Annotated in this window: 11 protein-coding genes and 1 tRNA gene; 7 read left to right on the top strand and 5 right to left on the bottom strand. The window is 47.2% G+C overall.

All coding sequences use genetic code 11. From position 1 onward, the window contains the following. The first annotated feature begins 84 nt into the window (after positions 1-84). Positions 85-513, top strand: a complete 429-nt coding sequence (locus tag CLV42_RS01905) for a hypothetical protein (protein WP_106600207.1) — start codon at positions 85-87, stop codon at positions 511-513. A gap of 110 nt (positions 514-623) precedes the next feature. On the opposite strand, the gene CLV42_RS01900 is transcribed toward CLV42_RS01905, so the two are convergent. Continuing rightward, entirely contained in the window at positions 624-3,581 is a 2,958-nt protein-coding gene (locus CLV42_RS01900) for a glycoside hydrolase family 3 N-terminal domain-containing protein (protein ID WP_245901405.1), read from the bottom strand. A 443-nt stretch (positions 3,582-4,024) separates the two neighbouring features. Between CLV42_RS01900 and CLV42_RS01895 the strand changes: the two genes are divergently transcribed. Together CLV42_RS01895 and obgE are read left to right on the top strand one after the other, a co-directional pair. Next, positions 4,025-4,612 (top strand): adenylate kinase, encoded by a 588-nt coding sequence (locus CLV42_RS01895; RefSeq protein ID WP_106600206.1) that lies wholly within the window; start codon positions 4,025-4,027, stop codon positions 4,610-4,612. Positions 4,613-4,767: 155 nt separating this feature from the next. Next, positions 4,768-5,772 (top strand): GTPase ObgE, encoded by a 1,005-nt coding sequence (obgE, locus tag CLV42_RS01890; RefSeq protein WP_106600205.1) that lies wholly within the window; start codon positions 4,768-4,770, stop codon positions 5,770-5,772. 134 nt (positions 5,773-5,906) lie between these two features. Here obgE and CLV42_RS01885 read toward each other — a convergent pair whose 3' ends face one another. After that, positions 5,907-6,491: a collagen-like protein gene (locus tag CLV42_RS01885; protein WP_146154297.1), complete on the bottom strand. Its 585-nt coding sequence runs from the start codon at positions 6,489-6,491 to the stop codon at positions 5,907-5,909. A 622-nt stretch (positions 6,492-7,113) separates the two neighbouring features. On the opposite strand from CLV42_RS01885, the gene CLV42_RS01875 reads away from it, so the two are divergent. Together CLV42_RS01875 and CLV42_RS01870 are read left to right on the top strand one after the other, a co-directional pair. Further along, the gene (locus tag CLV42_RS01875; protein ID WP_146154296.1) at positions 7,114-7,854 is read left to right on the top strand and encodes a hypothetical protein; all 741 of its coding nucleotides are present in this window, start codon (positions 7,114-7,116) and stop codon (positions 7,852-7,854) included. Positions 7,855-7,857: 3 nt separating this feature from the next. Next, complete coding sequence (locus CLV42_RS01870) at positions 7,858-8,547, top strand: DUF2306 domain-containing protein (RefSeq protein WP_106600201.1); 690 nt, start codon at positions 7,858-7,860, stop codon at positions 8,545-8,547. Here the strand turns inward: CLV42_RS01870 and CLV42_RS01865 are convergent. The 3 genes from CLV42_RS01865 to CLV42_RS01855 all read right to left on the bottom strand — a co-directional run bounded on the left by CLV42_RS01865 (position 8,492) and on the right by CLV42_RS01855 (position 10,475). Continuing rightward, complete coding sequence (locus CLV42_RS01865) at positions 8,492-9,646, bottom strand: TPR end-of-group domain-containing protein (protein WP_106600200.1); 1,155 nt, start codon at positions 9,644-9,646, stop codon at positions 8,492-8,494. The genes CLV42_RS01870 and CLV42_RS01865 overlap by 56 nt on opposite strands. 390 nt (positions 9,647-10,036) lie before the next feature. Then, a tRNA-Thr gene (locus tag CLV42_RS01860) sits at positions 10,037-10,112 on the bottom strand. Between the two features lie 51 nt (positions 10,113-10,163). Then, complete coding sequence (locus CLV42_RS01855) at positions 10,164-10,475, bottom strand: YbaB/EbfC family nucleoid-associated protein (RefSeq protein WP_106600199.1); 312 nt, start codon at positions 10,473-10,475, stop codon at positions 10,164-10,166. Between the two features lie 66 nt (positions 10,476-10,541). Between CLV42_RS01855 and CLV42_RS01850 the strand changes: the two genes are divergently transcribed. Both CLV42_RS01850 and CLV42_RS01845 read left to right on the top strand, forming a co-directional pair. Then, the gene (locus CLV42_RS01850) at positions 10,542-11,789 is read left to right on the top strand and encodes an NAD(P)/FAD-dependent oxidoreductase (RefSeq protein ID WP_106600198.1); all 1,248 of its coding nucleotides are present in this window, start codon (positions 10,542-10,544) and stop codon (positions 11,787-11,789) included. 2 nt (positions 11,790-11,791) lie between these two features. Continuing rightward, positions 11,792-12,898 (top strand): DUF2891 domain-containing protein, encoded by a 1,107-nt coding sequence (locus CLV42_RS01845; RefSeq protein ID WP_245901403.1) that lies wholly within the window; start codon positions 11,792-11,794, stop codon positions 12,896-12,898. The last annotated feature ends 7 nt before the right edge of the window (positions 12,899-12,905 follow it).

Genomic DNA, 12,905 nt, shown 5'->3' with positions numbered 1-12,905 from the left:
CGATCTTTGCGGCGAATTAAGGAACCATGTATTAGCTAATACAAACAGGACAACACCATCTAAACAAAAACAAACAATTTTTGTATGAAACGCATATCGTTTTTATTAGCCGCCATCCTCGTAAACGTATCTTTTTCGAAAGCCCAGGAGGCTACCTATGCATACAACGACACCAATGTAAGCATGGTAGTGAACAATGATGAAACCCCAGCTCCGGTAACTACCTTCAAACTGAAAGTTGCCCAGCTCGATCCTGAAGCACTTGTATTTAAGATCACTGTTGAGAATCCCGGCATTGAGAAAGTAACATTAAGCATCAAGGATGCCAACAACTATGTACTGCACCAGGAATCACTGCCTGTTACCATGCTGTATGTAGCAAAATTTAACATGCAGGAACTGCAGGACGGAACTTATACTTTCGAGATCAGAAGAGGCAGGAACAGACTGGCAGAAAAGACTGTGAACATCAAGACAGAAACAAGTATCAATAGAACAGTATCAGTACAATAAGCAATCCGTACAGAAAGATATTGGGAATCATAAAAAAATAGTGCCAGATGAATGGCCGTAAAGGCATACTTCACCTGGCACTATTGCCTATTTATCCCGCTCTCCTATACCTATTTCTTCCCTTCCATCGCCTCATACAGCACTTCCATCATATTCTCGCGCACATGCTGTGTTATCAGCTTCTTGTTATCCCCGCCTGCCGGGCAGACACGGTTGCTCAGGAAGATGAATACCAACTGTGACTGCGGGTCTACCCATATACAGGTGCCTGTAAATCCGGTATGCCCAAACGTCAGCGGCGACGCACTCTTACATGGGTATGCTTCTCCATGTTTGCCATTGTCTTTCTCCGGCTTATCAAAGCCCAGTCCGCGCCTGCTCATATTGCTGTTATAGGCAGTGAACAACTGCAGCGTTTCAGATTTGATATATTCCTTTCCGTCGTATTTACCTCCATTCAATAACATCTGCATGAGAATACCCAGGTCCTCTGCCGTAGAGAACAGTCCGGCATGTCCTGCCACACCGCCAAACATGGCAGCGCCCGGATCATGTACATCTCCACGTATCCACTGACGGCGGAAGACAGGTTCATTTTCTGTAGGCGCCAGCTGTGATAACTGGAAGCGTTCCCGCGGACGGAAGCCTGTATTTGCCATCCCCAGCGGTTCATAGAACGTTTCCCGCACATAACGGTTCAGTTTTTTGCCTGTTAGTTGTTCTACTATCTCTCCCAGGAAGATGAAGTCATTGTCGCTATACACATATCCCTGCTGTGGTTTCAGCGGACTATCCAGGATGCGGCGATACATTGTATCCACATAATCGCTTCTCATGTACATATGTTCCGCTACCCGCACGGAGAAGGTAGAATCTGCATAGGCGTGGAACAGGGTGGTATCCGGTACTCCTTTGGCATCTATCACATCTTTGTAGAAGGGAATGAAGGCCACCAGTCCTGCCTGGTGCAGCAGTATATCGCGGATGCGCAGACCTTCCTTGTTGGAGCCTTTCACCCATGGCAGATAATCTCCCAGTTTGCCATCGAGGTTGATTTTTCCTTCGTCGTACAAACGCATCACAGAGATGGTGGTAGCACATATTTTGGTCACCGACGCCAGATCATATAAGGCGCTGGTGGTAACAGGTTCGCGCTTACTGTAATCAAAATATCCGAAGGTTTTATCGTACACGATCTTACCATCTTTCATAGCCAGGATCTCACAACCTGGTGCAGCGCCTTTGACGATCATCTGGTTGGCCAGTACATCTATCTTCTGTAGTACCTGGCTGCTCATCCCCACTGTTTCCGGTTTCACATGCTGCAATTCTGCTTTCACAACCGGGGCCGGCGGCGTCTGAGCCTGAATAATACCGGTTCCATAAGGGAAGTTAGGACATACCGTTACCGGCAGTTTTCCCTTTGCCACCTGCTGGCCAAACAGGATAGCGGCCGCTGTACGTTGTGTGATCTCATCATCCTCATAAGCGGCGATAATGGTTGGCGCATCGCAGAAATACTGGATAGCATACGGGTTCCCAAATACAACGGTAGCTGAAGGCATTTCCTGCTGCAATTGCTGGATCAGCAAGCGCTCAGCTGAACTGATGCCGAAATTGTTTGCCGGACGGCGGCCATAGTTATGCAGGCTGATAATCACCGCCTGATAATCCCGCTTCAGGCGTTCCACTACCTGTGGCACCTGTGTTTCCGCCTGACGGGCCGTGAAAATGAAAGAATTCACATCCGGCCGGATGGCTTTCACCGTTTGCAGGAAAGCATTATTCACATCCGCACCTACTGCAATCACCGCGACCTTACCGGGCGTAAGCTGGTTGAAGGGAATCAGGTTATTATCATTCTTGAGTAAAGTAATGGCATGCTGCGCGATATTCCTGGTCAGGGAATCTGTGGCCGCATTCAGATCACTGGTGAGGTTATTCACATCGATGACCTGCGGCTTGTTCAATCCCAGTTTATACTTGGCCAGCAGCACCTTCTTTACCCGCTCATATACTTCTTCTTTAGAGATCTGTCCTCTTCTGATAGCACGTTTGATGGCGTCTACACTTCCTGAAGCAGTGGAAGGCAGCATCATCATATCGTTACCTGCCAGCAGAGATTGGGCAGCCTCTTCCCCGCCAGTATAGAACTTGGCGATCCCCTTCATTTCCAGTGCATCTGTGATGACAATGCCTTTATAACCGAGCTCTCCCTTCAGAAAGTCGGTAATGGCTTTATGCGAAATGGAAGTGGGTGTATTAGGCGTGCTGTCGAGCGCCGGAATGTACAGGTGTGCCATCATCACACTCTGCACGCCTGCTTCTATTGCCTTGCGGAAAGGATAGAGCTCCAGCGAATCCAGCTGTTGCCTGCTTTTACGGATCACCGGCATATCGAGATGAGAGTCTACATCCGTGTCTCCGTGACCGGGAAAGTGTTTAACCACCGCCATCACGTTCTGGTCCTGCAGGCCTTTGATGACCTGCACACCCATGCGCGCTACCTGGAATTTATCCTGACCAAAGGAACGGTCATTGATCACCGGATTGTTAGGGTTGTTATTCACGTCCATGTCTGGGGCATAGTCCACATGAATACCCAGGCGCTTGCATTGCATGGCCAGTACCTGTCCGTACCTGTAGGCCAGTGAGCTGTCCTGCATGGCGCCCAGCATCAGCTGACGCGGCAGGGGCGTTACACTGTCCAGGCGCATACCCAGGCCCCATTCCCCGTCTATGGCAATCATCAGCGGGGTTTTGGAGATGGATTGGTAGTAATTAGTAAGATTGGCTTGCCGTACCGGACCTCCCTGGAAGAAGATGAGGCCTCCGACTTTGTTGTCCTGAATGTCTTGCGTAACTTTTCTAACGTGGTCTGCACCGAGGTTGGAATGTGCCCGGATCATGATCAGCTGGGCAATACGTTCATCGTCGTTCAGGGATTCGAAGACGCTGTCCACCCAATGGGCGGCACCATCATCCTGTTTTACTTTTACCGGTTTACTGCTTTTTGTATCCTTTAGCACCTGTTTTGGCGTTCCAGGCCCTGGTTCCTTTCCAGGCATCCGCCGGGGCATACCCCCTCCTATCATGCATAGTGAAGAGAGACCTAAAATCATTAATTGCTTCATCATCATCGACTAAACTTACAAATTATTACTCCATAGTAGATCACATGCGGACCATCGATCCGAATATTTTTATGTTTAAACAGCTAAATTTTTTTGCTCGACAATTTGATCCGTGACTTCATACGGCAGTAGAAATGTTTATATTTACGTTAACCTGTGGTATGATTTATTTATATAATGTCTGTAAAAACGATGCGTTAACCGTTACACATCAACAGTGAACTTCTTAAAAATATTCCATTATTTACAGCAAATCATTAAAACATATCTAGGAAATTTCTTAAATATTTTACGTTATTCAAGCAATTGCAATTTTAGTTACCAATACATTCAATTGTTTGCTATATTTGCAGTCTTGCTAAAGCTTTTTTTAAAACATGGTCAATATCATTTTATTTGGCCCTCCCGGTAGCGGAAAGGGCACTCAGAGTGCTAACCTGATTAATAAATTCGGGCTCATTCACCTGTCCACCGGCGATTTGCTGCGCAGTGAGATTGAAGCCAAAACACCACTTGGCCTTGAAGCCAAAAAAGTGATGGACCAGGGTATACTGGTGCCGGATGAGGTGGTGATCGGCATGATCAGCTCCAAACTGGATGCCAACCCGGAAGCAAGAGGCTTTATTTTTGACGGATTTCCCCGTACTACTGCCCAGGCAGAAGCGCTGGATAAATTACTGGCCCTGAAGAAGACTTCCATTTCCGTTGTACTGGCGCTGGAAGTACCTGAGCATGAACTGATCAGCCGTCTGCTGGGTAGAGGTGCTACCTCTGGCCGTCCGGACGATGCGAATGAAGATGTGATCAGGGCCCGTATTGTGGAATATCATAATAAGACTGCTCCTGTAGCTGACCACTATGCCAAATACGGCAAGTTCAAGAAGATCAAGGGTGAAGGCTCCGTTGAGGAAATTTTCGAGCGCCTGAGCAAGGAGATCGATAGCCTGGTAGAAGAAAAAGTATAACAGACTACTTCTATATATTTTAAACGCAAAGATTGTAAGTAAGCATTTTAGCGCCCTGGGCGTAGTTAAAATGCCTGAACTTAACGATCTTTGCGTTTTTATATTTACGCCACCCCCATGTGGGGACGCGTAACATTAAGCATAAATCAAATACTTTGGAAAGAGGCAACTTTGTTGATTACATAAGGATCTACGCCAAATCTGGTAAGGGAGGTGCAGGTAGTGCACACTTCATGCGTACCAAATATAACCCGGAAGCCGGTCCCGATGGTGGTGACGGTGGCCGTGGCGGGCATATTATCCTGAAAGGGAACTCCCAGCTATGGACCCTGCTGCACCTGCGCTGGTATAAGAACGTGGTGGCAGAAGATGGCGGTAACGGCCGTGACAATAACAGTACCGGTAAAAACGGAGAAGATATCATCATTGAAGTACCCCTCGGTACCCAGGCATTTGATGAAGAAACCGGCGATCTGGAGGCGGAAATCCTACAGGATGGAGAAGAAGTGATCTGGATTTCCGGCGGACAGGGCGGACGTGGAAACAACTTTTTCAAATCGCCCACCAACCAGGCACCTGATTATGCCCAACCGGGTATGCCCAGCACAGAAGGCTGGAAAGTGCTGGAATTGAAAATGCTGGCAGATGTTGGGCTGGTAGGATTCCCCAATGCGGGGAAGTCAACCCTGCTGTCTACCATCACGGCTGCCAGACCTAAAATAGCGGACTACGCATTTACCACCCTGACCCCAAACCTGGGCATGGTACCCTATCGTAATGACCGTTCATTTGCGATAGCAGACCTTCCTGGTATCATTGAAGGGGCCCACGAAGGTAAAGGACTGGGACACCGCTTCCTGCGTCATATCGAGAGGAACTCTGTGCTGCTGTTCCTGATCCCGGCAGATAGCCAGGACCATAAAAAGGATTTTGAGATCCTGGTAAATGAGCTGGAACAATACAACCCTGAATTGCTGGATAAACAGTTCCTGCTGGCCATCAGCAAAAGCGATATGCTGGACGATGAGCTGAAAGAAGCGATCTCAGAAGAACTGCCTGATAATGTGCCGCATGTATTCATTTCTTCCGTTACCCAGCAAGGTCTCTCTGAGCTGAAAGATATGCTGTGGCAGGCATTGAACAGTAATACAGAAAAATAAATAAAAAAGGAACCAGGCATTGATTAAGGATCTTATCCCGTTTTCAATGCCTGGTTCCCATATATATCGTTTAGTCTATCTCCGTTAGAAAGACCCCACTACATATACACAATATCAGATGCCTGGCTGTCTGCTTAATTCTTCAAGCCCAGGTATTGCTGCACCGCTTTATAATTGTTCCAGTCTATCGGCGCTTTACGTGCCGGCGTACCTCCTGGTATCAGGATATACCTGTACTGCTGGTATTTCACACTGTTCTGTGTCACAGTGCCGACATTCGCATTGGAATACAGTTCGATGGTATTGAGGTAGAAGAGCGAAGTGATACTCAAACCAGAGAAGACGTTAATATACGGTAACGGTATAACGGTCGGGTCTGCGGCGCTGAAGCCATTCAGGTAAACCTTGATCTCCCCACTGGTCAGCATATCGAGTGTAAGCCCGGTTACATTTATTTGCGAAAAATAACCAATGGTATCAATAGTGCCGTCTGTGTTATGGACAGTATCCGCCTTAAATGTCACATCCAGCCAGTCAGAATAGATCACATTGGCAGTACCTTCCGGACCGGCAGGGCCAGCGGGACCAGCAGGACCGGCGGGGCCAGCAGGACCAGCGGGACCGGCAGGACCAGCAGCGCCATCCTTACCGCACGATACGGCAAACAATGCGAAAGCCAGTAAAAGGCAGGAAATAATGTTGAAGGACATTCGTTTCATGAAGTAAAAATTTTGGTTGTTATCAAATTTGGGTAAATATGCTGTGCTACTATGCTCGAATATGCCCGAAAAAGAACAGATAATGCAAGCGATACAGGGGTTGCAAAAATACGTTACTCACGGAATTAATACTTCACTAAATATACAAAAGAAACGGCGAGTTTTAAATATCTTGGTACATAGAATTTATTCATGTCATGGATGAAAGTTCTATGGAAAACACGTTGCAGGAAACCATCCTGCTAAATAGCCGGCTGCGCGAAGAACTCGAAAAGACCGGCTGCGTGAAAGGACGGCTGAAAGCAGAACTCACGACTACCTTACTTATCTCTTTAAGTTGCATCAAAACGGGGATAATAAGCCCAGCTTACGGTGGGATTTCGATTATCCGTTACAGAAAGCCGTCCGGGATTATATCGAAATATGCGCCTCCGATATGGCTGTTCTGGAAGTGGATATAAACCTGATTACAAACACTTTTCACTATACACAAGTCACTACCCCACAACAACAGCAACGCAAACAGGGTTGCTGACAAGGAAGAAGAAAAGAGGGGAACATTTTCTCAACCATGGAGCAGCATAAGTCTGCATTTATTACTTACTTTACAAAAAAATACCCTGTGAAATATATTATTACAGCATTCATTGGTGCATGCTTTATCAGTGCATGCCGGCCATCCGCCCCAAGCACCACCACCACTACCGCTGACAGTACCACCACAAAAGAAGCCGTAGAAGAGGTTCCCCTGGAAGCAAGGATATTGGGCACCTATAAAGGTGATTTTGATGGCAGTCCCATTTACATCACCATCAACTATTGCAGCGGCAACAAAATAGCCGGTTATAATACGCACAAAGGCCTCAGAAGAAATGTAAGCGGCAGTATTACCAACAAAGGAGATAAACTGGATATCCAGCTTGCCGAACCCGGCGATCATGAGTTCGACGGTGTTTTCTCCCTGGTGATGGATACCTCGCTCGCTAAAGCCAGCGGCTCATGGAAACCGGCCAACAATAAATCCCTGGGTGAAAAGCAACTATCACTCCTCAGGATGAAAAAGGATGCCGAATACCTGGGCTACCTGTCGGGAGACCATTGTGATGTATCCTTTGATCCTGATGGCAGCTGTACGCTGAACTATTACGAGAAAGTAAATGATTCGACCTTCTCAAAACAAATGAACACGCTGAGAGGTACCTGGGAAAAGCCATCAGATTCCGTTTTGGTCGTGAACTGGCAACCCAATCCTGCTTATCAGCAACGGTCTACGACATTTGCGATCGAATACGAGGGTGAAGGGATCTATAAAGGCGTTGTTGGCCTCAGAGGAGATCTATTCTATTTCAATGAATCTTATTGATCTATGCCCCTGCTTTCAAGACGTCTGATCTTTTACCTGTTTGCAGCCGTCATCTTGTACACATCCTGGCTGATGCTGTTATTGAGCCTTCCCTATACTTCTTTCGACAGGTATGTGGACTTTCTCAGGACCAAGCAGCTGGTATATCATATCCGGCACTGGCGGATCAGTTTTTACGTGCATGTGTTTACCAGTATCATCGTATTGGTAGCGGGGCTCTTACAATTCAGCTATTATCTGCTAAAAAAATTTCCCGGCCTGCATCGCAGGTCCGGGAAAATATATGCAATAGTCATCTTGTTCTTTAGTGGCCCTGCCGGCCTGATCATGGGCTTTTACGCCAATGGCGGGTTACCTGCCCGTATCAGTTTTGTGTTGCTGGCATCTCTGTGGTTGCTCACCACTTTTCTGGGTTGGCGCTACGCGCTACAACGCAGGTGGCGCTTACATACCAACATGATGATCAGGAGCTACGCGCTCACCTTATCAGCCATTTCATTGCGTCTCTATGCTTTTCTTATCGGCACTTTTAATCTCCCCATCCATCCCGTGCAGGCATATATTCTGATATCCTGGCTCAGCTGGACATTGAACCTGCTGATCGCAGAAGCCATTATCCGCTGGGGATTGGGATATCTTAGAGATTCATTCCCAGCAGATTCTCCTTCCTTACAAAATGGCCGTCTGCTGTAATACTGTATAGTTGTTTTTCCAGCAGCTTCACGTCCACCAACTCATTGTCTTCATAACCCTCTTCTTCGGGGTTCTTCTTATACACCTGATTAAACAATCCTATCTCAATATTGCCATTCTCCGTTAATGTGGCTACACGGAAAGGATCTTTCAGTTTTTCGTGTCCACCTATCAGCATTTTGTCGATCAACTTACCAACGTGGTCAAAGCTGACGATATAGTACTCCGGAGGAACATCACCACCCATGATCACATTTTTTACAGCATAAACAATCGTCTTAACACTATCCGTCGCTTTTGCCAATCCCACATGATAAAATTCGTAGCCTACATCGCGGGAAAATTTATCATTGTCGCGCATTTCTGCTACAAAACGTTCATACTCATACGATATATAGTCTTCTCCCAGTTTATTGCCATACTTCTCATCCAGCACCAATGGATAGACAACCGGCTTGAACTCATGCCAGAACAGGTTCCATTGCAGCTTGTCGGGATCAGTAGCACCACTCAGGGCCGCAGTAACCGTCGTCTTAAAATCCATGAAGTTCCTCAGGTATTCGAGGTCTTTATCCTCAAAAATGTTTTTGGCATTGCTGTATCCGAACTCAATAGCAGATATCAGATAATAACTGGCAGCCTTCCCCTCCTCCGCCCTGGAATATACGCAGGCTAGGTTATACAGCACTTTTGAAGTAGGCTTATAATCCAGTGCCTCTGCTATCTGGTAAGCAGCAGCGGCATCCTTCAGATTGTTCAGCTCTGCCAGCGCATTACCTAGCTCAAAATAGGTTCTGGCCTGTGGCTGTTCCTGGATGGACTGCTTAAACAGCTTCACCCCTTCTTCAGGATTCTTCTGATTCCTGTAAGCATCCACTCCTTTCAGGAAATACTTATCTGAAACCTTGTTCTTACCCTTCGTGATCCTGAGTGCACTTAGCACCAACTCCTTGTCGAATATCTGGTCTTCTCTGATCACAGCGGTGAATTGTCCCTGCCCCGGATGTTGGGGGTCAGTCTTTGTTGTAGCGCCCGGGGTGTTTGGGGCATTGCAGGCAAACAGGGAAATACCTGCTGCCAACAGTAATACATAGCGCATAGGAAATTTCTTTAATCATATAAAGATAATAACAAGTATTAAAATAATGCATCAGCTATTATTCGACTTATTAAGGGTGACATAGGGTCCTTTTCGGGCATTGTTCGGTATTGTTAGCCATTTATAAACTATCCTCAACCCATATATAACCCATATATAACCCATACTTCTTAGATATGGGTTATATATGGGTTGTATATGGCTTATATATGGGTTATATATGGGTTATCTCAGGAAATACACTGGGATAGCGGCTTTACAAAGTTTATTTAAAATACTTACTTTGTAACCTCCTGATAATAAATAGTATTTACCTTAATTCAACTTTGCATAACTCGCATAAAAAAACCACTGGCAATAAAATTACCAGTGGTTTTAACGAAGTTGCTATGGAGCCAACCATGGGATTCGAACCCACGACCTACAATTTACGAAACTGTTGCTCTACCGGCTGAGCTAGGTTGGCAGACAGTCTACGCAATATAAGCCATTCAGCTGCGAGGCAGCAGCGCTGCTTTTAAAGCAGGCCACCTAAAGGCCCCAGCATACCGCCGGCGATGCCTTTCATTTCAGATTCCCAGGCATTTTCTGCATTCTTCAATGCCCGGTTCAGTGCTGTGATCATCAGATCTTCCAGTTCTTCCTTATTGTCTTTTTCGAGCAGGCGTTCTGCGATGTCGATACTTTTTACCTCACGGTTACCTGTCACAACTACCTTTACTGCACCGTCTCCGGCCTCGCCGTCAACAGTGATCAGGGCCAGGCGGTCTTTGCTTTCTTTCATTTTAGACTGCGCTTCCTGCAGTTTTCCAAATAGATCTCCGAACATGGTTAGTTGATTTTAGCCCGCGAATATATTCCTCTTTTCTTTATCTTAACAGCTTAAATGTACAGGATGTTGGAAACTAAAGTATGTATTGTTGGCGCCGGTCCTGCCGGAGCTGCGGCAGCCCTCCAGCTGGCGCAACTGGGTATTGAATGTATCATAGTGGACAAAGCCGTTTTCCCAAGGGATAAAGTCTGTGGCGACGGCCTGAGTGGAAAAGTGATCACTGCACTGAACCGTATCGATCCTGCCATTGCTACCCGTCTGAAAGAAGCCAATTTTAAGGTGAACAGCTGGGGCGTTACATTCGTTTCTCCCGGCAGGCATAGCCTGGATGTTGGTTACAGACCCGATTACAACAGCCATAACAAAGACCATAAGGAAACGCCTATCGGTTATGTGTGCAAACGCATAGACTTTGATAACTTCCTGGTAGATGAGATCAAACGCAGACCAGAGATCAAACTGCTGGAAGGCGTTACTGTGGATAAGTACGAACTGCAGGAAGATGGTTATGTTGTGACCGGCAGCAACGGTTTCCACGTAAAGGCACAGCTGCTCATTATTGCCAATGGCGCACACTCTTCTTTCACCAAAGAAGTAGCTAATATCACCATGGAGCCTGAACACTATGTGGCCGGTATCCGTGCTTATTACAAAAACGTCAGCGGTAATAATGCCGACAACTTCATAGAACTGCACTTCCTGAAAGAACTCCTTCCCGGCTATTTCTGGATCTTCCCCCTGCCAAACGGAGAAGCCAACGTAGGCGTGGGCGTGCTCAGCGAAGCCGTACGTAAAAAGAAGATGAACCTGAAGAAGTCTATGCTGGATATCATTGCCAATGATCCCGTATTTAAAGAGCGCTTCAAAAACGCGGAACTAGTCAGCAATATCGAAGGGTATGGCCTGCCACTTGGCAGTAAGGTAAGGGTCATCTCCGGCGAACGTTATATGCTGGTGGGCGATGCGGCTTATCTCATTGATCCATTCACTGGTGAAGGTATCGGTAACGGTCTGTATTCCGGCCGTATTGCTGCTTTAAAGGCGGCGGATGCACTGAAAGCAAACAACTTCTCTGCTACACAACTGGCGGCTTATGATGCAGAGGTATACCGTGTAATGGGGCCTGAACTGAAACTGAGTCACCGCCTGCAGAAGCTGATCAAATATCCATGGCTGTTCAATACCCTCGTGAAGGTGAGCAGCCGTAACAAGCAGCTGCAGGAACTGTTGTCCTGCATGTTCTATGAGGTAGACCTGCGTAAGAAGCTGGCGAAACCATCATTCTATGTAAAAATGTTATTCAACCGCTAACCGTGAAGAGAACATTTATTCTGATATCCCTTATAACCGGTATCCTGATGTCATCCGCATCTGCACAAAAGGCTTTTTATACCCGCAACAGCAGCGGTTTGCTGGATCTCACGCCGGAAGGGGCGGCACATCTGGCAGAACTGCCTTTGCGCTGTATGCAGCAGGAGTTCCCTTATAAGACGGGGATTGTCTTCTCAGACACGTCCCTTGTTACCAATCCAAAAGTCTATCATCCGGCCTTTTACGGCTGTTTTGACTGGCATAGCAGCGTGCATGGTCACTGGATGCTGGTACGCCTCCTGAAGTCATTCCCTGATCTGTCAAAGAAACAGGAAATCATTACCAAACTATCCCAGAACCTGACAGCGGCCAACATCACACAGGAACAGCGGATCTTTCAGAATAAGGAAAACAATGGGTTTGAACGCATCTACGGATGGAGCTGGCTGTTACAGCTGCAAAGGGAGCTCCTGACCTGGAACGATCCCCTGGGAAAAGAGCTGGCTGCCAATGTAGAACCACTGGCCACGCAGTTTTCCAAAGCCTACATAGACTTCCTCGGAAAGCTGGTATATCCTATTCGTGTAGGTGAACATACCAACCTTGCATTCGGCCTGTCACTTGCCTGGGATTATGCCGCTACCGCGAATGATACTGCCCTACAGCAGGCTATCCGCCAGGCAGCTATGCGTTTCTATGCAGCAGACAGGAACTGTCCTGCGGCATGGGAGCCGGGCGGTTTTGACTTCCTCTCTCCCTGCCTGGAAGAAGCAGACCTGATGTGGCGTATCCTGCCGGAAAAGGAATACCAGACATGGATCAGAGCCTTCCTGCCTGAACTATTTGCTAAAGAAGTGACGGTGTTCAAAGTAGCCCAGGTGAAAGATGTAACGGATGGTAAGCTGGTACACCTGCATGGTCTGAACCTGAGCAGGGCATGGTGCCTGTATGGCATTTCACGTCATGTTACGGCCAACCGGGCCGCCATCCTGCAGTTGGCGAACCTGCACCTGGAGTCTGCCATTCCACATGTAGCCAGCGGCGACTATGCCGGTGAGCACTGGCTGGCGTCCTTTGCCGTGTATGCGCTGACCACAGAAAATAATTAATTGCCTA

The organism is Chitinophaga ginsengisoli (genome assembly GCF_003014595.1).
Lineage (GTDB): Bacteria > Bacteroidota > Bacteroidia > Chitinophagales > Chitinophagaceae > Chitinophaga > Chitinophaga ginsengisoli.
This window is presented reverse-complemented; position numbering and strand designations above follow the sequence as displayed.